Annotated in this window: 21 protein-coding genes and 5 tRNA genes; 6 read left to right on the top strand and 20 right to left on the bottom strand. The window is 70.7% G+C overall.

The features are described 5' to 3' along the window. Positions 1-812, bottom strand: an 812-nt coding sequence (thiD, locus tag QIS99_RS08240; protein WP_282511947.1) for a bifunctional hydroxymethylpyrimidine kinase/phosphomethylpyrimidine kinase, incomplete at its 3' end; no start/stop codon positions are given. Continuing rightward, positions 809-1,774 carry a thiamine-phosphate kinase gene (locus QIS99_RS08235; RefSeq protein ID WP_282511945.1) on the bottom strand — a complete coding sequence of 322 codons (966 nt, stop codon included), beginning with the start codon at positions 1,772-1,774 and terminating at the stop codon, positions 809-811. The genes QIS99_RS08235 and thiD, both read right to left, overlap by 4 nt. A 305-nt stretch (positions 1,775-2,079) precedes the next feature. Between QIS99_RS08235 and QIS99_RS08230 the strand changes: the two genes are divergently transcribed. Continuing rightward, the gene (locus tag QIS99_RS08230) at positions 2,080-2,313 is read left to right on the top strand and encodes an Lrp/AsnC family transcriptional regulator (protein ID WP_016642988.1); all 234 of its coding nucleotides are present in this window, start codon (positions 2,080-2,082) and stop codon (positions 2,311-2,313) included. Between the two features lie 20 nt (positions 2,314-2,333). Next, the gene (locus QIS99_RS08225) at positions 2,334-2,816 is read left to right on the top strand and encodes a DUF3515 domain-containing protein (RefSeq protein ID WP_282511936.1); all 483 of its coding nucleotides are present in this window, start codon (positions 2,334-2,336) and stop codon (positions 2,814-2,816) included. 70 nt (positions 2,817-2,886) lie between these two features. Here the strand turns inward: QIS99_RS08225 and QIS99_RS08220 are convergent, their stop codons facing one another. The 3 genes from QIS99_RS08220 to QIS99_RS08210 all read right to left on the bottom strand — a co-directional run bounded on the left by QIS99_RS08220 (position 2,887) and on the right by QIS99_RS08210 (position 6,000). Next, entirely contained in the window at positions 2,887-4,059 is a 1,173-nt protein-coding gene (locus QIS99_RS08220; RefSeq protein WP_282511935.1) for a D-alanine--D-alanine ligase family protein, read from the bottom strand. Between the two features lie 94 nt (positions 4,060-4,153). Continuing rightward, the gene (locus tag QIS99_RS08215; RefSeq protein WP_282511934.1) at positions 4,154-5,164 is read right to left on the bottom strand and encodes an NAD(P)H-dependent glycerol-3-phosphate dehydrogenase; all 1,011 of its coding nucleotides are present in this window, start codon (positions 5,162-5,164) and stop codon (positions 4,154-4,156) included. Next, positions 5,161-6,000: a lysophospholipid acyltransferase family protein gene (locus QIS99_RS08210; protein WP_282511998.1), complete on the bottom strand. Its 840-nt coding sequence runs from the start codon at positions 5,998-6,000 to the stop codon at positions 5,161-5,163. The genes QIS99_RS08215 and QIS99_RS08210 overlap by 4 nt, the downstream gene beginning before the upstream one ends. Before the next feature lie 179 nt (positions 6,001-6,179). On the opposite strand from QIS99_RS08210, the gene cofC reads away from it, so the two are divergent. Then, positions 6,180-6,878 (top strand): 2-phospho-L-lactate guanylyltransferase, encoded by a 699-nt coding sequence (gene cofC / locus QIS99_RS08205; RefSeq protein ID WP_282511933.1) that lies wholly within the window; start codon positions 6,180-6,182, stop codon positions 6,876-6,878. Here the strand turns inward: cofC and QIS99_RS08200 are convergent. The 5 genes from QIS99_RS08200 to leuC all read right to left on the bottom strand — a co-directional run bounded on the left by QIS99_RS08200 (position 6,850) and on the right by leuC (position 10,622). Continuing rightward, entirely contained in the window at positions 6,850-7,053 is a 204-nt protein-coding gene (locus tag QIS99_RS08200; protein WP_282511932.1) for a hypothetical protein, read from the bottom strand. The two genes, cofC and QIS99_RS08200, sit on opposite strands and share 29 nt — an antisense overlap. Positions 7,054-7,291: 238 nt before the next feature. Next, a complete protein-coding gene (locus QIS99_RS08195) occupies positions 7,292-7,954 on the bottom strand; it encodes an HU family DNA-binding protein (RefSeq protein ID WP_282511931.1) in 663 nt (220 codons plus the stop codon). A 126-nt stretch (positions 7,955-8,080) separates the two neighbouring features. After that, positions 8,081-8,335, bottom strand: a complete 255-nt coding sequence (locus QIS99_RS08190; protein WP_282511930.1) for an SCO5555 family protein — start codon at positions 8,333-8,335, stop codon at positions 8,081-8,083. Between the two features lie 262 nt (positions 8,336-8,597). Beyond that, complete coding sequence (gene leuD / locus QIS99_RS08185; RefSeq protein WP_282511929.1) at positions 8,598-9,191, bottom strand: 3-isopropylmalate dehydratase small subunit; 594 nt, start codon at positions 9,189-9,191, stop codon at positions 8,598-8,600. Between the two features lie 6 nt (positions 9,192-9,197). Further along, entirely contained in the window at positions 9,198-10,622 is a 1,425-nt protein-coding gene (leuC, locus tag QIS99_RS08180; RefSeq protein WP_282511928.1) for a 3-isopropylmalate dehydratase large subunit, read from the bottom strand. A gap of 187 nt (positions 10,623-10,809) precedes the next feature. Between leuC and ndgR the strand changes: the two genes are divergently transcribed. Then, positions 10,810-11,526 carry an IclR family transcriptional regulator NdgR gene (ndgR, locus tag QIS99_RS08175; RefSeq protein WP_055552755.1) on the top strand — a complete coding sequence of 239 codons (717 nt, stop codon included), beginning with the start codon at positions 10,810-10,812 and terminating at the stop codon, positions 11,524-11,526. A gap of 205 nt (positions 11,527-11,731) precedes the next feature. On the opposite strand, the gene QIS99_RS08170 is transcribed toward ndgR, so the two are convergent. The 7 genes from QIS99_RS08170 to QIS99_RS08140 form a co-directional block, all read right to left on the bottom strand. Further along, positions 11,732-11,804 (bottom strand) — tRNA-Glu (locus tag QIS99_RS08170). A 27-nt stretch (positions 11,805-11,831) separates the two neighbouring features. Next, positions 11,832-11,903: transfer RNA gene (locus tag QIS99_RS08165), tRNA-Gln, on the bottom strand. A gap of 20 nt (positions 11,904-11,923) precedes the next feature. After that, a tRNA-Glu gene (locus QIS99_RS08160) sits at positions 11,924-11,996 on the bottom strand. A gap of 62 nt (positions 11,997-12,058) precedes the next feature. After that, positions 12,059-12,131, bottom strand: a tRNA-Glu gene (locus tag QIS99_RS08155). Positions 12,132-12,152: 21 nt separating this feature from the next. After that, positions 12,153-12,224: transfer RNA gene (locus QIS99_RS08150), tRNA-Gln, on the bottom strand. An 86-nt stretch (positions 12,225-12,310) separates the two neighbouring features. Continuing rightward, positions 12,311-13,048 (bottom strand): HAD family hydrolase, encoded by a 738-nt coding sequence (locus QIS99_RS08145; RefSeq protein WP_282511924.1) that lies wholly within the window; start codon positions 13,046-13,048, stop codon positions 12,311-12,313. Between the two features lie 60 nt (positions 13,049-13,108). Then, on the bottom strand, positions 13,109-13,420 hold the full coding sequence (locus QIS99_RS08140; RefSeq protein ID WP_282511922.1) for a GntR family transcriptional regulator: 312 nt from the start codon (positions 13,418-13,420) through the stop codon (positions 13,109-13,111). Positions 13,421-13,575: 155 nt separating this feature from the next. On the opposite strand from QIS99_RS08140, the gene QIS99_RS08135 reads away from it, so the two are divergent. Further along, the gene (locus QIS99_RS08135; protein ID WP_282511920.1) at positions 13,576-13,767 is read left to right on the top strand and encodes a hypothetical protein; all 192 of its coding nucleotides are present in this window, start codon (positions 13,576-13,578) and stop codon (positions 13,765-13,767) included. Between the two features lie 239 nt (positions 13,768-14,006). On the opposite strand, the gene gltX is transcribed toward QIS99_RS08135, so the two are convergent. The 3 genes from gltX to QIS99_RS08120 all read right to left on the bottom strand — a co-directional run bounded on the left by gltX (position 14,007) and on the right by QIS99_RS08120 (position 16,655). Next, entirely contained in the window at positions 14,007-15,488 is a 1,482-nt protein-coding gene (gene gltX / locus QIS99_RS08130; RefSeq protein ID WP_282511918.1) for a glutamate--tRNA ligase, read from the bottom strand. Further along, on the bottom strand, positions 15,481-16,278 hold the full coding sequence (locus QIS99_RS08125; protein WP_282511916.1) for a fumarylacetoacetate hydrolase family protein: 798 nt from the start codon (positions 16,276-16,278) through the stop codon (positions 15,481-15,483). The genes gltX and QIS99_RS08125 overlap by 8 nt, the downstream gene beginning before the upstream one ends. A gap of 185 nt (positions 16,279-16,463) precedes the next feature. Then, complete coding sequence (locus QIS99_RS08120) at positions 16,464-16,655, bottom strand: hypothetical protein (RefSeq protein WP_282511914.1); 192 nt, start codon at positions 16,653-16,655, stop codon at positions 16,464-16,466. Between the two features lie 564 nt (positions 16,656-17,219). Here QIS99_RS08120 and QIS99_RS08115 point away from each other — a divergent pair. After that, the gene (locus QIS99_RS08115) at positions 17,220-21,089 is read left to right on the top strand and encodes a sensor histidine kinase (RefSeq protein WP_282511912.1); all 3,870 of its coding nucleotides are present in this window, start codon (positions 17,220-17,222) and stop codon (positions 21,087-21,089) included. Positions 21,090-21,093: the final 4 nt, after the last annotated feature.

Genomic DNA, 21,093 nt, shown 5'->3' with positions numbered 1-21,093 from the left:
GAGCGGAACCGCCACCCGTGGTCCACCGGCCCGATCCCCCCGCCGAGCGCGAAGCCCGCGGCGATCGCGCCCGTCACGTACTCCTTCGCGGAGCGCACCGCGTCCGGCACCGTGAGCCCCTTCGCGAGGCCCGCCGCGACCGCGCTGGCCAGGGTGCAGCCGGTGCCGTGCGTGTGGCGGTTGTCATGGCGCGGGGCGCGCAGCCAGTGCTCCTCGGCGCCGTCCGTGAGCAGGTCCACGGCGTCGCCCTCCAGATGCCCGCCCTTGATCAGCGCCCAGCGCGGCCCGAATGCGAGCAGGGCGGCGGCCGCGCGCCGCAGTCCGTCCTCCGACTCCACGCGTACGCCGGTGATCTGCGTGACCTCGTCCAGGTTCGGCGTCGCGACCGTGGCGACGGGCAGCAGCTTCGTACGGACGGAATCGAGCGCGGAGGCGGCGAGGAGCGAGTCGCCGTGCTTGGAGACGCCGACCGGGTCGATCACCGTGGGCGCGTCCGTGCCGGCGAGCAACTCCGCGACCGTCTCGACGAGTTCGGCCGACGCCAGCATGCCGGTCTTCACGGCCTGTACGCCGATGTCGTCGACGACGCTGCGGTACTGCGCGCGCACCGCCTCCACCGGCAGCTCCCAAGCGCCTTGCACGCCAAGGGAGTTCTGCGCGGTGACCGCGGTCAGGACGCTCATGCCGTGCGTGCCGAGGGCCAGCATCGTCTTCAGGTCGGCCTGGATGCCCGCACCGCCGCCGGAGTCGGACCCGGCGACGGTGAGCACGCGCGGGGGTGCCTTACGAGACGGTGCCGTACGAGATGTCATGACTCGATCTCCCCGAAGTGGTCCCAGCCGCTCTTGCTCGTCCAGGGCGCCCCGTCGACCGTCACCTGAGGCAGCGCCGAGGGGTTGAGCACCTCGCCGATCACCTTCCAGCGGGCCGGCAGCTGCACGTCCTGCGGGAACGTCGCGACGATCGCGTGGTCCTCGCCGCCGGTGAGCACCCACTGCAGCGGGTCGACGCCGACGGCCTGGCCGATGTCGTTCATCTGCGAAGGGATGTCGATCGAGGCGGACTTGACGTCGATCCTGACCTTGCTGGACTCGGCGATGTGCCCGAGGTCGGCGATCAGTCCGTCGCTGACGTCGGCCATCGCGGTGGCGCCGAGACCGGCGGCCGCGGGGCCCGCGTGGTACGGCGGCTCGGGCCTGCGGTGCGCCTCGACGAAGGCGCGCGGCGAGCGGAAGCCGCGCGAGAGCACGGCGTGCCCGGCGGCGGACCAGCCCAACCAGCCGGTGTACGCGACGACATCACCGGGACCGGCCCCCGCGCGTGTGACGGGCTCGTGGTTGCGCAGATCGCCGAGTGCGGTGATCGACACGGTGATGGTGTCCCCGCGTACGACATCGCCGCCGACCACGGCCGCGCCCGCGACCTGGCACTCGTCGCGCAGCCCGTCCATCAGCTCGCTGGCCCAGGTGACCGGCAGCTCGGCCGGTACGACGAGGCCGAGGAGCAGCGCCGTCGGTACGGCGCCCATGGCGGCGATGTCCGCGAGGTTCTGCGCGGCGGCCTTGCGGCCCACGTCGTACGCGGTGGACCAGTCGCGGCGGAAGTGCCGCCCCTCCAGGAGGATGTCCGTACTGGCCACGACCCTGCGGTCGGGTGCGGCCACGACCGCGGCGTCGTCGCCGGGGCCGAGGCGTACCGCCGGAGTGGTGGTGAGCCGGGACGTGAGCTCTCTGATGAGCCCGAACTCCCCGAGCTCGCCCACGGTGCCCTTCATCGAGTCTCGCCTCTTCCTGTCGTGCCCGGTGTCGTGCCGGGTGTTCTGCCGGGCGTCGTGCCGACGGCCCCAGTGTGCGCGCGGTCGCGGGGCCTCTCGGCCGCGGGTACCGTCAACAGGTACGTCAACTTCGCATGTCCGTACGCCCCGGAGCGCGCGCCACAGGCTCCGCGGGTCTCCCCGCGACGCACGGTGACGCGATACCGTGGCGCCCGCTCGTCTCCCGTCAGCCGCCCTTTCCGAGGGCGCTGAACGCTCGATTCTTCCGTTCCCCACATGATCCTCGTGGCCGCCCTGGAGGTTCCGTGGTACAGGCGTACATCCTGATCCAGACCGAGGTTGGCAAGGCGTCCACGGTCGCCGAGCTGATCGGCAAGATCCCTGGCGTGATCCAGGCCGAGGACGTGACCGGTCCCTACGATGTCATCGTGCGTGCCCAGGCGGACACTGTCGATGAGCTGGGCCGCATGGTGGTCGCGAAGGTCCAGCAAGTGGACGGCATCACTCGCACCCTGACCTGCCCGGTCGTGCACTTGTAGCCCCCGTCTACGCTTGGCCGGTGAACCTTTCGAGCCGCCGGCTGATCTCTCTGCCCGCCCTCGCGCTGCTGTGGGCGACCGCGGGCTGTTCTTCGACGGACGACCGGGCGACGGCCCCGGTTCCCTCCCCCGACGCCGATACGGCACGACTCTGCCAGAACCTCCACGAACAGCTGCCGGACCGGATCGACGGGCTCGACCGCGAGGACCCCGAGCCGCACTCCGAACTGACGGCCGGATGGGGCGGCTCGGCGATCATACTGCGCTGCGGAGTACCCCGGCCCGCCGCGCTCGCGGACCCGCAGGCGTACGGCGCGGAGGTCAACGGCGTGGGCTGGCTGACCGAGGAGCAGGAGGACGGCTCGTACCGCTTCACGACGACGCTGCGCGAGGCGTACGTCGAGGTCACGTTCGACGCGGAGCACGCCAAGCAGGGCGCGGGCTCGCTCACGGACTTCGCGAAGCCGGTCAAGAGGACGGTGCCGGAGGGCATCGCGAGCTGATCCCGCAACTACGGGAAAGGGCCCGGCCGTTGGACGGCGGCCGGGCCCTTCTCGTACGTACGTGTACGCGCTACCGCAGTCCGGTCGGGCGGCGCAGGGCCGCCTGGACGAGGCGGTCGACCAGCTCCGGGTAGCTGACGCCGGTCTCCTGCCACATCCGCGGGTACATGGAGATGGGCGTGAAGCCGGGCATGGTGTTGATCTCGTTGATCACGAACCGGCCCTCCTCGGTGAGGAAGAAGTCCGCGCGCACCAGGCCCTCGCAGGACGCCGCCTCGAAGGCCTCGACGGCGAGCCGCTGCACCTCGGCGGTCTGCTCCTCGGTGAGCGGGGCGGGCACGATGCCGGAGGCCGAGTCGATGTACTTGGCCTCGAAGTCGTAGAAGGCGTGGTCGGAGACCGGCGGGATCTCGGCGGGCACGCTGGCGCGCGGGCCGTCCTCGAACTCCAGGACGCCGCACTCGATCTCGCGGCCGCGGAGCAGCGCCTCCACGATGATCTTCGGGTCGTGCCGCTGCGCCTCCTCGATCGCCTCCTCCAGGCCCTCCGGGGAGTCGACCTTGGTGATGCCGAAGGACGAGCCGGCCCGCGCGGGCTTCACGAACAGCGGCCAGCCGTGGTCACCGGCGAAGCCCACGATCTTCTTGCGGGCGGCCGCCTGGTCCAGCTCCCACTCGCGCGGCTTGATCACCACGTACGGGCCGACGGGCAGCCCGAAGGAGGTGAAGACCCGCTTCATGTACTCCTTGTCCTGCCCCACGGCGGAGGCGAGGACGCCCGAGCCGACGTACGGCGTCCCGGACAGCTCCAGGAGGCCCTGGAGGGTGCCGTCCTCGCCGTACGGGCCGTGCAGGACGGGGAAGACGACGTCGACCTCGCCGAGTGCCTTGGGCACCGATCCCGGCTCGGTGACGACCACTTCGCGGTTGGCCGGGTCGAGGGGCAGCACCACGGCGCCGTCCGCGGAGTCGGCGAGCCGGTCCACGTCCGGGACGGTGCGGTCGGTGATCGCCATCCGCTCCGGGTCGTCGACGGTGAGCGTCCAGCGGCCGTCGTGCGTGATGCCGATGGGCAGCACGTCGTACTTCTCGCGGTCGATGGCGCGCAGGACGGCGCCGGCCGTGACGACCGAGATGCCGTGTTCGGAACTGCGCCCGCCGAAGACGACCGCGACGCGCGGCTTGCGGGGTTCCCCTCCTGGCTGGGAGGGGACCGGGCTCTGGGAGGAGGTCTCGCTGCTCATATCGCGTCGAGCGTACCTGCTGGTAGTGACCGAGTCAGCGTGCGCGCGGCGTCGAGTCGGCGTACGGGGGCGCTCGGCGTCCGTACGCCGCGGCTCAGCGGCGCTCGGCCTTCGCGCTGCGCCCCATCAGTTCCTTGAGCGCCACCAGCGGGGGCGTGCCCTCGTGCACGATGCCGACGACGGTCTCCGTGATGGGCATGTCGACGCCGTGCCTGCGCGCCAGATCGAGGACGGACTCACAGGACTTGACGCCCTCGGCGGTCTGCTTGGTGACCGCGATGGTCTCGTCCAGGGTCATGCCCTTGCCGAGGTTGGTGCCGAAGGTGTGGTTCCGGGAGAGCGGCGAGGAGCAGGTGGCGACGAGGTCGCCGAGGCCCGCGAGGCCGGAGAAGGTCAGCGGGTCGGCGCCCATGGCGTGCCCGAGCCGGGTGGTCTCGGCGAGGCCGCGGGTGATCAGGGAGCCCTTGGCGTTGTCGCCGAGGCCCATGCCGTCCGCGATGCCGACGGCGAGGCCGATGACGTTCTTGACGGCGCCGCCGAGTTCGCAGCCGACGACGTCGGTGTTGGTGTACGGCCGGAAGTACGGGGTGTGGCAGGCGGCCTGGAGGCGCTGCGCGACGGATTCGTCGGTGCAGGCGACGACCGCGGCGGCGGGCTGCCGGGCGGCGATCTCGCGGGCGAGGTTGGGTCCGGTGACGACGGCGATGCGCTCGGCGGGCACCTTGGTGACGTCCTCGATGACCTCGCTCATCCGCATCGCGGAGCCGAGTTCGACGCCCTTCATGAGGGATACGAGGACGGTGTCGGGGGCGAGCAGCGGCGCCCAGGCGGCGAGGTTGCCGCGCAGCGTCTGCGAGGGCACCGCGAGGACGGTGAAGTCGGCGCCGGCGGCGGCCTCTGCGGGGTCGGTGGTCGCCCGCACGCGCGCGGGGAGTTCGACGCCCGGCAGGTAGTCGGGGTTGGTGCGGGTGGAGTTGACGGCCTCGGCGAGTTCCGGGCGGCGGCCCCACAGGGTCACGTCGCAGCCCGCGTCCGCGAGCACCATGCCGAAGGCCGTACCCCACGAACCCGTACCGAAGACTGCTGCCTTCACAGGCGGTGTCACTTGGTGTCCTCCCCGGCCGTGCCGGTCTGTTCGCCGATCGGTGCGCCGGCCTGCTCGCCGACGTGTTCGCCGGTCTGTTCGCCGGCCGTGCCGGACGGCTTCTGCTGTGCGGCCTTGCGGCGCTGCGCGATGCGTACCTGGCGCGGGTCGTAGGGCGCCGCGGGGGCCTTCTCGCCGCGGAGCTCCTCCAGGAGCGCGGTGACGGCGGCCATGATGACTTCCGTTGCCTCCTTGAGGAGTTCGGGCGTCATCTCCTTGTCGTAGAAGCGCGCCAGGTCCACCGGCGGTCCGGCGAGGACGTGGTGCGTCTTGCGCGGCAGGATGTGCGGCTTCTTCGCGTACGGCGGCAGGAGTTCGTTGGCGCCCCACTGTGCGACGGGGATCACCGGGCACTTGGTCTGCAGCGCCACACGCGCGGCGCCGGTTTTGGCGGTCATGGGCCACAGATCGGGGTCGCGGGTGAGCGTTCCCTCGGGATAGAAAGCGACGCATTCACCGCGTTCCACGGCGTCGATCGCGGCCCGGAACGCACTGAGTGCGTCGGTGCTCTCGCGGTAGACGGGGATCTGTCCGGTGCCCCGCATCACGGCGCCGACAAATCCGCCCTTGAATAGCCCGTGCTTGGCGAGGAAACGCGGCACACGTCCCGTGTTGTACTGAAAGTGCGCATACGCGAAAGGGTCGACATGGGAATTGTGGTTCACTGCGGTGATAAATCCGCCGTCGGCCGGAATGTGTTCCACACCACGCCAGTCCCGCTTGAGAAGAACCACCAGCGGCGGTTTTGCGATGACCGCCGCCAGGCGGTACCAGAAGCCGATTCTGCGGCGGGGCACTCGGACACCTTCCTCTGCTGACTTGTCATGCGCTGGTGCGCCGCACATTGTCGCCCCAGGTTCTTCGTCTGTCGAGAACACCGTATGCCAAGCCCTTCGGACGGCCCGTCCACAGGGCCGCCCACCGGTTGTCCACAGGGCCGCACACGGCCGGGGCCGGCAGGCGAGAATGGGCCGCGATGCGCACACAAGCCGACCGTGCCGAGCCGTTCGCGTGGAGCCTGGTCATCCCCCTGAAGCCCCTGGTGCGGGCCAAGAGCCGGCTCGCCGCCGCCGCGGGCGACCTGCTGCGCCCCTCCCTGGCCCTGGCCTTCGCACAGGACACGGTGGCGGCGGCGCTCGCGGCGCGGCCCGTGCGCGATGTGGTGGTCGTCACGGACGACGCCCGCGCGGCCCGCGCCCTCGCGGCCCTGGGCGCCCGCGTCGTACGGGACGAGCCGGGCGGCGGCCTCAACGCCGCGCTCGCCCACGGCGCCCGCACGGCCCGGGCGCTGCGCCCCGCGGCGCCGGTGGCGGCCCTGAACGCCGACCTGCCCGCGCTTCGCCCGGCGGAATTGACGCGAGTGCTGAATTACGCCCGCGTATTTCCGCGCGCATTTCTCCCCGACGCCGCCGAAATCGGTACGACGCTGCTGTGCGCGGCTCCCGGAGTTCCGCTGGCCCCGGAGTTCGGCGGCGCCTCGCGGGCCCGGCACGCGGCGTCGGGCGCCGTGGAGATACCCCTGCCCGACGTCGCGAGCGTCCGCCAGGACGTGGACACCCCCGAGGACCTGGCCGCGGCCCTGACCCTGGGCGTCGGCCCGCATACGGCCGCGGCCGCGGACCGGGCCCTGTTCAACCGGGCCCTGTTCAGAGGGTCAGCAGCGTCACCAGAGTGACCCGCCGCTCCCCCGCCGCCTCGTCGACCTCGATGCGCACCCGCTGACCGGGCCGCAGCATCCGCAGCCCGCCGGCGTCGAAGGCCGCGCCGTCGAAGGGCACCGGAGTGCCGTCGTCAAGCAGCACACTGCCGCTGCGGGTCTCGGGGTCATACGTGTACGCGGTGGCCTGCATGCCCGCAGCGTAACGGGCACCGCGCACCGCCCGTACCGCACGGGCACAGCGCACCGCCCGTACAGCACGGGCACAGCGCACCGCCCGTACAGCACGGGCACAGCGCACCGCCCGTACCGCGCGGACCCCGCACACCTCCCGCACCGCCAACTCCCCTCAGGCACCCGGCCCCGGACACACCGCGGGCCGGGCTCCCCGAGGGGAGCCCGGCCCGGCGCGTGAGGTGCCCTGCCGACCGCTACTTCTTGCGTGCGGTGGTCTTCTTGGCGGTGGTCTTGCGCGCCGTCGACTTCTTCGCGGGCGCCTTCTTGGCCGTCGCCTTCTTCGCCGGCGCGGTCTTCTTCGCGGTGGCCTTCTTGGCCGTGGTGGCCTTCTTCGCGGCGGTCTTCTTGGCCGGAGCGGCCTTCTTCGCGGTGGCCTTCTTGGCCGTCGTCTTCTTCGCCGCGGTCTTCTTGGCGGTGGTCTTCTTGGCCGCCGCCTTCTTCGCGGTGGTCTTCTTCGCCGCCGCCTTCTTCGCGGTGGTCTTCTTCGCCGCCGCCTTCTTGACCGTGGTGCGGCTCGAAGGGCCGCCGGAGAGGCTGCCCTTGGGCGCCTTCTTCACCGCGACATCGTGCTTGGGAAGCTTCTTCGAGCCGCTCACCAGGTCCTTGAAGCCCTGGCCCGCACGGAAGCGCGGAACCGAGGTCTTCTTCACGCGCACGCGCTCCCCGGTCTGGGGGTTGCGTGCGTAGCGGGCCGGACGGTCGACCTTCTCGAACGAGCCGAAGCCGGTGACCGAGACCCGGTCGCCGCTGACGACCGCGCGGACGATCGCGTCCAGGACCGCGTCGACGGCGTCGGCGGCCTGCTGACGGCCACCGACCTTGTCGGCAATCGCTTCTACGAGCTGCGCCTTGTTCACGTCTTCCCCTTCGGAGACATTGCCAGAACCAATGTGTTCAAGCCTTTTCGCACGTTAGGCAGATATATACCGCAAATCAAACACGAAACGGGCTGATCACCCTTGTGCCGCAACGAACTGGGATCTTCAGTGAGTTCCGTCAGTTCGGCCCTGATCGGCATCCGCGGAGAATCGCTCAGAGTCCAGTTCGATCATGAACTGCTCCAGGCGCCTGGCCGCGTCGGTGAGATCGTGTTTGGCCGCGGCCGTAATGACCAGCAGCTTCCGGGTCAGCGCCATCCGTACGCCCTCCGGGACTTGCAGTGTGCGCACCTTCGCATGCGCTTCTTTCAGCCGGTCCGCGACGATCCCGTAGAGCTCAAGTTGGCTGTCGCGGTCCATGCACTGATTGTGCCATCTAGGGCGAGTTGTCGCCTCGCGAGGTCTCAGCGCGCCGCCCAAATGGGGTTTTCGGGCTGCGAGGTGGGCTTAAGTCGTGCTGGCCACGCGCCTGCGTCCGTCTCCTGCCCCGTACCCCAACTCGCATACGTCATCGGCGTGTTGGGCCTTGTCAGCGCTGGCCTGTGACAAACGAACGAACCGCGGTCTGCGTGCAGACCGCGGTTCGGAGGTGGGGTTCGATTCGGTTGCCCGAATGGCCGATTCAGGCCTGGACGGTGCGCGGCTTGTGTGCCGGGCGCTGGGTCTCGTAGGCGGCGATGTCGGCCTCGTTCTGCAGCGTGATGCTGATGTCGTCAAGGCCGTTCAGGAGGCGCCAACGGGAGTTCTCGTCCAGCTCGAACGAGGCGGTGACGCCCTCGGCGCGCACTTCGCGGGCCTCCAGGTCAACGGTGATCTCGGCCTGCGGGTCCTGCTCGGTGAGCTCCCACAGCGCGTCGACGACCTTCTGGTCGAGTACGACCGTCAGGAGGCCGTTCTTCAGCGAGTTGCCGCGGAAGATGTCGGCGAAACGGGAGGAGATGACGGCCTTGAAGCCGTAGTTCTGCAGCGCCCACACGGCGTGCTCGCGCGAGGAGCCCGTACCGAAGTCGGGACCGGCGACCAGGACCGAGGCGCCTTGCCGCTCGGGCTTGTTGAGGACGAACGACTCGTCCTTGCGCCAGGCCTCGAACAGCCCGTCCTCGAAGCCGTCGCGGGTGACCTTCTTCAACCAGTGAGCGGGGATGATCTGGTCGGTGTCGACGTTGCTGCGGCGCAGCGGGACGGCCCGGCCGGTGTGCGTGGTGAATGCTTCCATGGCTGTTCAGACTCCAGCGGGCGTGGGGGCGTCGGTCAGGTCGGCGGGCGCGGCCAGGCGGCCGGTGACCGCGGTGGCGGCGGCGACCTGCGGCGAGACCAGGTGCGTACGGCCGCCCTTGCCCTGTCGGCCTTCGAAGTTGCGGTTGGAGGTGGACGCGGAGCGCTCACCGGGCGCCAGTTGGTCGGGGTTCATGCCGAGGCACATCGAGCAGCCCGCGTGCCGCCATTCGGCACCGGCGGCCTTGAACACCTGGTCCAGGCCCTCCTCGACGGCCTGCAGGCCGACCCGCGCGGAGCCGGGAACGACCAGCATCCGTACGCCGTCGGCGACTTTGCGGCCCTTGACGATCTCGGCGGCGGCGCGCAGGTCCTCGATGCGGCCGTTGGTGCAGGAACCCACGAAGACGGTGTCGACCTTGATGTCGCGCAGCGGCTGTCCGGCCGTGAGCCCCATGTACTCCAGGGCCTTCTCGGCGGCCAGGCGCTCCGAAGCGTCTTCGTACGAAGCGGGGTCGGGGACGTTCGCCGACAGCGGGGAGCCCTGGCCGGGGTTGGTGCCCCAAGTCACGAACGGCGCCAGCGAATCGGCGTCGATGACGACCTCGGCGTCAAAGACCGCGTCGTCGTCCGACTTCAGCGTCTTCCAGTACGCGACGGCCTCGTCCCAGTCCGCGCCCTGCGGGGCGTGCGCGCGGCCCTCGATGTAGTCGAAGGTGGTCTGGTCGGGGGCAATCATGCCCGCGCGGGCGCCGGCCTCGATGGACATGTTGCAGATGGTCATCCGGGCCTCCATCGAGAGCTTCTCGATGGCGGAGCCGCGGTACTCCAGGATGTAGCCCTGGCCGCCGCCGGTGCCGATCTTCGCGATGATCGCGAGGATCAGGTCCTTCGCCGTTACGCCCTCGGGCAGTTCGCCGTCGACGGTGATGGCCATGGTCTTCGGGCGGGCCAGCGGCAGCGTCTGGGTGGCAAGCACGTGCTCGACCTGCGAGGTGCCGATGCCGAAGGCCAGCGCGCCGAAGGCGCCGTGCGTGGAGGTGTGCGAGTCACCGCAGACCACGGTGGTGCCGGGCTGGGTCAGGCCCAGCTGCGGTCCCACCACGTGGACGACGCCCTGCTCGACGTCGCCCAGCGGGTGCAGCCGTACGCCGAAGTCCGCGCAGTTCTTGCGCAGCGTCTCCAGCTGGGCCCGGGAGACCGGGTCGGCGATGGGCTTGTCGATGTCGAGGGTCGGGGTGTTGTGGTCCTCGGTGGCGATGGTCAGGTCGAGCCGGCGGACCTGGCGGCCGCCCTTGCGGAGGCCGTCGAAGGCCTGCGGGCTGGTCACCTCGTGCAGCAGGTGCAGATCGATGAAGAGGAGGTCGGGCTCGCCCTCGGCGCGCCGGACGACGTGGTCGTCCCAGACCTTCTCCGCGAGTGTCCTACCCATCGCTTTCCCTCCGGCCGGCTGGTGTGTGCCCGGCCACTTCTAGAGATGTGAGCGGCAACGTCCGTACCCCTCGTACCGAACGTGGTCCGCTGGACCCGTTGGTCTGCGGGCCGCTGTGGTTACAGGGTGACAAGTTCCCTGGGAAATTGAACTTGCGTTTCACAGAGTGAGACGCGAGTATCGACGCATGGACAACTCTAGCGGCGTCGGCGTCCTGGACAAGGCAGCCCTTGTCCTGGGCGCCCTGGAGTCCGGTCCGGCCACCCTCGCGGGTCTGGTCGCGGCCACCGGGCTCGCTCGACCTACTGCACATCGTCTCGCTGTGGCCCTTGAGCACCACCGCATGGTGGCGAGGGACATGCAGGGCCGGTTCATCCTCGGCCCGCGGCTCGCCGAACTGGCGGCCGCGGCCGGCGAGGACCGCCTGCTCGCCACGGCGGGCCCGGTTCTGACCCATCTCCGTGACGTGACGGGCGAGAGCGCGCAGCTCTACCGCCGCCAGGGCGACATGCGCATCTGCGTCGCCGCGGCGGAGCGCCTGTCCGGTCTGCGGGACACGGTCCCGGTGGGCTCCACGCTCACCATGAAGGCCGGTTCGTCGGCGCAGATCCTGATGGCCTGGGAGGAGCCGGAGCGCCTGCACCGCGGCCTTCAGGGCGCCCGTTTCACGGCCACGGCCCTGTCCGGCGTACGGCGCCGCGGCTGGGCCCAGTCGATCGGCGAGCGGGAGCCGGGGGTGGCCTCGGTGTCGGCGCCGGTGCGCGGCCCGTCGAACCGCGTGGTGGCCGCCGTCTCGGTCTCCGGACCGATCGAGCGGCTGACGCGGCACCCGGGCCGGATGCACGCCCAGGCCGTGATCGACGCGGCGGGCCGCCTCTCCGAGGCGCTGCGCCGTACCGGCTGAACTCCCCTTGTACGTAAGGCCGGATCCGCCTCAACGCCGCGGCGGGTCCGGTCGTCCGAAGCGCGCGAACCGTCCATCGCGCGCTTCCCAATGGCCTGCCGTGATACGGGAGTTGGCGTCTCGTACGCGAACGGCCGCAGGTTGCACGGCAGTTGCTCATACGCGAGAGGCCCTCCGCATTTCTGCGGAGGGCCTCTTCGATGCGTACCCCCGACCGGATTCGAACCGGCGCTACCGCCTTGAGAGGGCGGCGTGCTAGGCCGCTACACAACGGGGGCGAGATCGCGTGTTTCCACGTGATTCAGCTGGCCTACCAGGACTCGAACCTAAACTAACGGAACCAGAAACCGTCGTGCTGCCAATTACACCATAGGCCAATGCTTGTCAAGCAAGTCAGTACCCCCGACCGGATTCGAACCGGCGCTACCGCCTTGAGAGGGCGGCGTGCTAGGCCGCTACACAACGGGGGCCCTAGCGATCCTGCATCAGGAACAGTGGGTGCGACCCGATCTGTTCCCGCGGGAAGGATCTGTACCCCCGACCGGATTCGAACCGGCGCTACTGCCTTGAGAGGGCAGCGTGCTAGGCCGCTACACAACGGGGGCGTTGCAGATAAGCTCTGCGAGCTGGCCTACCAGGACTCGAACCTAGACTAACGGAACCAGAAACCGTCGTGCTGCCAATTACACCATAGGCCACCAAAACGCAACTCCCTGCTGGGAGCTTTGTTCGGCTTGCGCTTTCCGGCCGGACTCTCGGTCCGGCGGGCGGCGCAGAAAGAACATTACCCGAAGGTGGACGGCGCTCCAAAACGGGTATCCCCGGCCAGCAGTCCGGGCAGCTCCGCGAGTCCGGTGATCCGCCGTACGCCGGGCGGGACTTCGGCGCTCGGAGGCTCGGCCCCGCTGCGGTCGAGCCAGATCCCGAGCAGCCCGGCGTCGTGGGCGCCGCGGGCGTCGGTCTCGGGCTGGTCGCCCACGTACGCGACTTCCGCGGGGTCGAGGGCGAGGGTCGCGCAGGCGGCGTGGAAGGCCTCGGGTGCGGGCTTGGCGACACCGAGTTGGGCGGCGCAGAGCAGCGCCTCGAAGCGGTCGCGCACGCCCAGGAGGCTCAGCTTCCGCTCCTGGGCGTCGGCGTGGGAGTTGGAGAGGACCGCGTGCCGGTAGCGGTCGGCGAGTGCGTCGAGGGCGGGCAGGGTGTCGGGGAAGAGGGCCCAGGCGGCTTCGTAGTGATCGATGTAACGGTGGAACCAGGCGTCGGACTCGGCGTCGGCGAGGGCCGGCTCGTCCAGGAAGTCGCGTACGCGGTCACGGCGCTGGGTGAGGAAGTCCACTTCGCCGACGCTGAAGCGGGCCCAGTGACGTTCGGTGGTGACCTTCCAGCGGGCCAGGGCGTCGGCGGCGGTGCCGTAGCGCGCGAGGGCGCCCTCGGCTTCGAGGTGGGCGCGCATGCCGAGGGTGTCGGCGGTGGCGTAGTCGAAGAGGGTGTCGTCGATGTCCCACAGGACGGCTTCGATTGGCATGGGTCGACGGTACGGCGAAGAGGCGGCGGTGAGGTTGCGTTCCCCGGCCATCACGCCCGGTCAGTCGACGGTTACGTCCGACCCGCTCGCGGGCGGCTCGCCGGTTTCGCGCTCGATGACGAACGATCCCTTGCCGACGACCGTCCGCACGTGCCCCATCTCGGCCAACAGGACCAACGTCTTGCGGGCGGTCCCCCGAGCGATCCCGAACTCCTGCATCAGCCGGTCGACGCCGGGCACGGCACGGCCCATCGGATAGGTGCCGTTCGCGATCCGGGAGATCAGGACCGCGGCGAGCTGCAGGTACAGCGGGTCCGCGGCTTCCGGGTCCAGTTCGTCGTCCGGGCCGTAGCCCTCCGGGATGTCCACCATGACAAGACCGTATGAGGGCAGGGATGGCGAGGCATAGTGATGGCATGCCATGGCAGGGCATGACCAGGTTGAGGGATTGTCCCGTACGACAAGACCCTCGCGGACTTCGGTGTCGACCTGGACCGGCACCTCGTCGGGGCCGAGGGAAGTCCGGCGTGAGGCCCGTGCGCATGTGTGTGCGCTGCCAGGCCGTCACCGACAACCCGACCGTGGTCCACGAGGTGCACCAGAACACCGGCCCCGGTTTCAACGTCTACGCCTGCGAGGCGTGCGCCCCGTTCTTCCTGCCCGTGCCGGACGTGTTCGCTCACCGCCGCCCCGAAACCCCGCCGGAGCCGGGCAGTTGACCGAAATCTGACTCTCGCGTCCACACCGCGTGGCGGCTCGTTTGACCGTTCGTAATCGCCTTGCCAGGATCGGTTCCAGAAAGCAAATCACCGCGCATATGGCTGCGCAGACCCTGTGGCCGTCCCTTCGGGGGCGGTCACAGATGTGTTTCCGGGGAGACCCGGCGCGAGCAGACAACGCCCGAGGGGCGGCGGCCCAGTGCTTGGGCCACCGCCCCTCGGGCGTACGGGATGACGGATCAGCCGGCGAGCTTCGCCAGCGCCGCGTCGATGCGGGTCAGGGACTTCTCCTTGCCCAGGATTTCCAGGGACTCGAAGAGGGGCAGGCCGACCGTGCGGCCCGTGACGGCTACGCGGACCGGGGCCTGGGCCTTGCCGAGCTTGAGGCCGTGCTCCTCGCCGGCGGCCAGGACGGCTTCCTTGAGGGCCTCGGGGGAGGTCCAGTCGGCCGACTCAAGCTTGGCGCGGGCCGTGGTGAGCAGGGCCGCCGGGTCGCCCTTGCCCATGGCCTTGGTCCAGCTCGCCTCGTCCTCGACCGGCTCCTTCAGGAAGAGGAAGTCGACGTTGGCCGTGATGTCCGAGAGGACCGTGAGGCGGGTCTGGGCGTGCGGGGCGATGGCGTCCCACTTGGCCTGGTCGAAGTCCTCGGGGGCCCAGTTGGCGTGCGGGGCCTGGAGCCAGGGCTTGCAGCGGTCCGCGAAGTCCTTGACGTCCAGCATGCGGACGTGGTCGGCGTTGATCGCCTCGGCCTTCTTGAGGTCGAAGCGGGCCGGGTTGGCGTTGACGTCGGCCAGGTCGAACTTCTCGATCATCTCCTTGATCGTGAAGACGTCCTGGTCGGCGGAGAACGACCAGCCGAGCAGGGACAGGTAGTTGAGCAGCCCCTCGGGCAGGAAGCCGCGCTCCCGGTAGAGGTTGAGGCTGGCCTGCGGGTCGCGCTTGGACAGCTTCTTGTTGCCCTCGCCCATCACGTACGGGAGGTGCCCGAAGGTGGGGACCTCCTTGGCGATGCCCAGCTCGATCAGGGCGCCGTAGAGCGCGACCTGGCGCGGGGTGGAGGAGAGCAGGTCCTCGCCGCGGAGCACGTGCGTGATGCCCATGAGCGCGTCGTCGACCGGGTTGACCAGGGTGTACAGCGGGGCGCCGTTGGCGCGGACGATGCCGTAGTCCGGGACGTTCTCCGGGGTGAAGGTGAGCTCGCCGCGGACCGCGTCGGTGAAGGTGACCGGCTCGTCGGGCATGCGGAAGCGGATGATGTGCGCGCGGCCCTCGGCCTCGTACGCCTGCTTCTGCTCGTCGGTGAGCGTGCGGCAGGTGCCGTCGTAGCCGGAGGGCCTGCCGGCGGCGCGGGCGGCCTCGCGGCGGGCGTCCAGCTCCTCGGTGGTGCAGTAGCAGGGGTAGGCGTAGCCGCCGTCGGTCAGCTTCCGCGCGACGTCCTGGTAGATGTCCATCCGCTGGGACTGGCGGTACGGGGCGTTGGGGCCGCCGACCTCGGGGCCCTCGTCCCAGTCGAAGCCGAGCCAGTGGAAGGAGTCGAGGAGCTGCTGGTACGACTCCTCCGAGTCGCGGGCCGCGTCCGTGTCCTCGATGCGGAAGACGAGCTTGCCGCCGGTGTGCCGGGCGTAGGCCCAGTTGAAGAGGGCGGTGCGGACCAGGCCCACGTGGGGGTTGCCGGTCGGGGAGGGACAGAAACGGACGCGGACGTTGGACGCGTTAGCCACGCTTGATCACCTTGTTGGTGAGAGTGCCGATGCCTTGGATGGTGACGGCGACCTCGTCGCCGACGTTGAGGGGGCCGACGCCCGCCGGGGTGCCGGTGAGGATCACGTCTCCGGGGAGCAGGGTCATCGCCTCGGTGACGTTGACGATCAGGTCCTCGATGGAGTGGATCATCTGGCTCGTGGAGCCGAGTTGGCGTTGTTCGCCGTTGACCGTGCACTGGATCGCGAGGTCGCTCGCGGCGGCGATGTCGAGGCCGGTCTCCACCCAGGGGCCGATGGGGCAGGCCCCGTCGAAGCCCTTGGCCCTGGCCCACTGCTTCTCGCGGCGCTGGACGTCGCGGGCGGTGATGTCGTTGGCGCAGGTGTAGCCGTAGATGACGTCCTTGACGCGCTCGCGCGGAACCTCGCGGCACATGCGGCCGATGACGACGGCGAGCTCGGCCTCGTGGTGGAGTTCCTCGGTGAAGCCGGGGTACACGATGGGGTCGCCGGAGCCGATCATCGAGGTGGTCGGCTTGAAGAAGGCGAAGGGGGCCTCGGGGACCTCGCCCCCCATCTCCGTGGCGTGGTCGGCGTAGTTGCGGCCGAAGGCGACGATCTTGTTGCCGAGCACCGGGGGCAGCAGGCGGACCTTGCTGAGCGGGACCTTGACGCCGCTGAGCTCGAAGTCGGCGTACGGAATGCCCTTGATGATGTCGAGGACGAGTTCGCCGTCCGTCGCGGTGGAACTGTCGCCCTCGACCGCGCCGAAGGCGACGTTGCCGTCGATGGAGAACCTGGCGATGCGCACGGAATGCGGGCCCCTCTGCTTGCTTGCCTGGAGACTCACGGCCTGGAGACTCGCGCCTCCAGGCGGAGAGTCACGCCTCCAGGCGGAGACTGACGCTCCAGGCTAACGCGCTCGGGGGTGCGACCTCGCGCTATTACTCCGCGGCAGGCGTGAGCGGCGTTACTCCACGGCCGCCGTGAGCGGCGTTACTGCGCGGCCGCCGCGACGGGGGCCTCCATGAGGATCGTGCGGCGCGGGTTGGCCGTGTTGGCCGGGAGCTCCGCGAGGTCGGCCGTCGGCTGCTCGGGGGCGGCCTGCAGTTCCTCGGCGTCCTGCAGGTGCGCCAGGGTGGTGCGCCGCGGGTTGGCTATGTTGCGGAACATCATCGTCGTCTTCACGGCGGCTTCGACCTCTTGTGCTCTCTGTGGACCGGGGGTTGACGGCTGGGCCATCCCTGTAAAGCGCCAGGCTAAACATTCGAATTCCCCGCAAAGGCGGGAACTCCCTTGATCTTCATGTGAGTTTGCTCACGAGCGGTCGGACAAGTCAGACAGAACGGACCAGTTGGGGGCGTAGACGGAACGGACATTCCGTTACCGAATCACCCATCCCGCTCCCGATCATGGCGACTGGGACACCCCTCCCACCCGAGCCGTACGCAAGGAAAAGTCCGTTATCGCCGGGATGCTGCTCGACATCTCGTCACACTTCCGTCACCGGCTGTCACAGACGTCACAGCCCGGCGGCAGGGCTTGTTGGAGATCCGGCACTGTGCTGGAATTCCCGGAACCGCCGCAGGTATGAACCGGCGCGCACGGGCGCAACGCAGCGTCGAGTGGCGGTGGGAGAGGGGGAGACGCGCCGGTCACTCACGACCACCCGGGGCCCGCAGGGGCCCCATGACGCCGACACCGTCCCACCGCTCGCGCGGCGGGGCGCCTGGTCCAGAGGTTGCGACGCTAGTGCAGGGACGTTTCAAGAGGGAAGGCAGCGCCGCGGCGGAGCCGGAGCTGCGCGGCGGTACTGGCCCCGTGCCCGGCAACTCCTCAACCCCCGACGCCGCGGGCTCCGACGGCGGCGGCCGCGGCAAGGGCACGGGTGTGTCCAGTGGCGGCCCGGCCCCCGCGAGTCCGAAGAAGCCCTCTTCCACCGGCTCACGAATAGCCCTGCGCAACTGGCGCATCTCCACGCGTCTCGTCTCCCTGCTCGCGCTCCCCGTGGTCGCCGCGACCTCGCTCGGCGCCATCCGCATCAGCGACTCCATCCACGAGATGGAGCAGCTGGACCGGATGAAGCTGCTCACCGACATGACGAAGCAGGCCACCGAGCTGGCCGCCGCGCTGCAGGACGAGCGCGACAAGTCGGCGGGCCCCCTCGCACACGGCGCCAAGGCCTCGGACTTCGCGGTCAGGGGCGCCCGCGCCAAGACCGACCGCGCCCGCCAGTCGTTCATCGACAACACCTCGGACATCGACGACGCCCGCGGCGACCGGGCGATCGACAGCATCCGCCAGAACGTGGTGCAGATCTCCACCCAGCTGCGCGTCCTCAAGGACATCCGCCGCAACGCGTACAAGGAGGGCCTGCCCACCTCGCAGACCGTCTCCAGCTACAACCAGCTGATCGAGCAGCTCCTCGGCCTCTCCCAGGACATGGCGCTCGCCACCAGCAACCCGGAGATGATCCAGCGCACCCGTACCCTCGCGGCGTTCTCGGCCGCCAAGGAGTACGCGTCGATCCAGCGCGCCGTGATCTCCGCCGCGCTCCCGCCGAACAAGACCGACTTCGGCAAGCTCTCCGACAACGACCGCCTCTACGCGCTCTCCGCGCTGCGCAACGAAGAGGCCAAGCTCGACAGCTTCCAGCGCTCGTACGAGGGCACCGGCGGCAACGCGGCCGAGCTGATGAAGCCGCTGGACGACTCCAACGCCGTCATCAAGGACGCCAACGACTACGCGGCCCGCGTCCTGGAGAGCGCCAGCGGCCTGAAGAACCGCGAGAAGCGCTCGTACCCGGACTGGAACGACGCGGCCACCACCAAGCTGCGGCAGATGGCGCTGATCGAGACGACGCTCCTGAACGACATGGAGCAGGAGGCCCGCAACCTGCGCGACGAGTCGCAGCGCGAGGCCATCATCAACGGTGCGCTGATCCTGCTCGTCCTCGGCGTCTCCCTGGTCGGCGCGTTCGTCGTGGCGCGGTCCATGATCCGCTCCCTTCGCCGCCTTCAGGACACCGCCACCAAGGTCGCCCAGGACCGGCTGCCCGACCTGGTCAAGCAACTGTCCGAGTCCGACCCGCAGGACGTCGACACCTCCGTCGAGTCGGTCGGTGTGCACTCCCGGGACGAGATCGGCCAGGTGGCCACGGCCTTCGACGACGTGCACCGCGAGGCCGTCCGCCTCGCCGCCGAGCAGGCCCTGCTCCGGGGCAACGTCAACGCGATGTTCACCAACCTCTCGCGGCGCTCCCAGGGCCTCATCCAGCGCCAGCTGTCGCTGATCTCCGAGCTGGAGTCGCGCGAGGCCGATCCCGATCAGCTCTCCTCCCTCTTCAAGCTCGACCACCTCGCGACCCGCATGCGGCGCAACGGTGAGAACCTGCTCGTCCTCGCCGGTGAGGAGCCCGGCCGCCGCTGGACCCGCCCGGTCCCGCTGGTCGACGTGCTCCGCGCCGCCGCGTCCGAGGTGGAGCAGTACGAGCGGATCGAGCTGGCCGCCGTGCCGACCACCGAGGTCGCGGGGCGCGTCGTCAACGACCTCGTGCACCTGCTCGCCGAGCTGCTTGAGAACGCGACCTCGTTCTCCTCGCCGCAGACCAAGGTCAAGGTCACCGGTCACGCGCTGCCCGACGGCCGGGTCCTCATCGAGATCCACGACACCGGCATCGGTCTGTCGCCGGAGGACCTCGCCGCGATCAACGAGCGGCTCGCCTCGCCGCCCACCGTGGACGTGTCGGTCTCCCGCCGCATGGGTCTGTTCGTGGTCGGCCGCCTGTCGCAGCGGCACGGCATCCGCATCCAGCTCCGCCCGTCCGACTCCGGTGGTACGACGGCCCTCGTCATGCTTCCCGTCGATATCGCGCAGGGCGGCAAGAAGGTGCCGGGCAAGGCCGGTGCGCCCGCGCCGTCCGGCGGTCCCGCCGCGGCCCAGGCCGCCGCCGGTGTCGCCGCCGCGCGCCGGGGCGGTCAGGGCGGTGCGCCCGCCGGTCGCCTCGGGGCCACGCCGAGCCGCGGCCAGGACGGCCTGACCGCCGGGTCGGGCCCGCGTGCGGCGCTCCCGAGCCGGGGCAACGGGCCTGGTCAGGGGCAGGGTTCGGGGGCCGGTGCGCCCCAGGGCCAGAGCCAGAGCCAGAGCCAGAGTCCGGGCCAGGGACAGAACCAGGGCCAGGGTCCGGGTGCCGGTGCCGGTGCCGGTGCCGGGCAGCCGCAGGGTGGTGCGCCGCGGGCGCCGCAGGGGCCGGGCGGTCTGCCGACGCGCCCCGGCGCCGGTGAGCCGCAGCACCGTCCGGTCGACCCGCAGGACCACCCCGGTGTGGGGGACGCGCTCAACGGCGGTCAGCGGTCCGACGTGTTCGGCGGGCCGCGGGCCGGCCAGCCCTCGGGTCTCGCTGACTCCGGCCCCGTACCGCCGCGGCCCCGCGGTGACCAGGGGCAGGGCCGCCCCGAGGCGGGCCGGCCGCAGCTGCCGCCGCGCGGTGGGCCGCGGGCCGAGCTGCCCGGCGGGAACCCGCAGCCTCAGACCTCCTCCTGGGGCGCCAAGCCGGAGCTGCGCCCCTCCGTCGACGCCGCGCGCGAGCAGCACGACTCCGCGCCGCCCGTCGACTCCACCGCGCAGCTCGCCCGGTTCGAGCCCGAGGACCGCCAGGGCCCCGGCTCCACCGCCGAGTTCGCCCGCCCCGACTTCGACGCCCCGCATCCGGACGCCGTACGCCCGGACGCCGTACGCCCCGACTCCGTACGCCCGGACTCGTCACGCCCCGACGGCACCGGCCCGCACTCCGTGCCGCAGCAGCCCGGGCCCGACGCGCGCGGCGCCAACGGTCCTGGTTCCACCGGGCAGTTCGGCCGTCCCGAGCTGCCGCAGGGCCCGCTCGGCGGCGGTGCGCGCAACGGCGCCCGGGACACCGGCGAGCACCGGCCGCCGCACCCGCCGGAGCAGCCGCAGGCCCCCCGCAGGCCGGAACCGCAGCAGCCCGACGCGCTGACGGGCCCCGTCGACCTGCCCCCGGACGACGGCCGTACGCCGCTGTACGACACCCTGGAGACCAACTGGTTCCACGGGCAGCAGCAAGAACGCCAGCAGCAGGGCCAGCAAGGACAGCAGGCCCAGCAGGGCCAGCAAGGACACCAGGCCTCGCAGGGGCGGGCGCAGAACGGCGGCCCGCAGCAGAACGGCGGCCGTCCCGCCGCCCCCGGCCGGCGCCCCGAGCCGCAGGCCGCCCCGCCCATGCCGCCCGCTCCCCCGGCCGCACCCGGCAACGGCGGACCCGGCAACATGGCGCCCGGCAACGGAGCCCCCGGCAACGGCGGCCCCGGCAACTGGCGTCAGTCCCCCAACGACGAGCTGGGCCGCCAGGCCGAGCGCGTCAAGCAGCCTTCGGCGGGCGGGGTCACCACCTCCGGCCTGCCGCGCCGTGTGCCACGGGCGAACCTCGTGGCCGGTACGGCACAGCAGCAGCAACAGCAGCAGGGCGGCCCTCAGGTGTCGCGCGCGCCCAACGACGTGCGCGGCCGGCTGACCAACCTCCGCCGCGGAATCCAGCAGGGTCGTGAGGCCGGCACCGGCCAGACCGGCAGTTTCCGCGGCCCCTCTCACCAGCAGGAGCGTTAGTTGA

This window comes from Streptomyces solicavernae, assembly GCF_029968095.1.
GTDB classification, from domain to species: domain Bacteria; phylum Actinomycetota; class Actinomycetes; order Streptomycetales; family Streptomycetaceae; genus Streptomyces; species Streptomyces solicavernae.
Note: the sequence above shows the minus strand (reverse complement) of the source record. Positions and strands in the feature narration are given on the sequence as shown.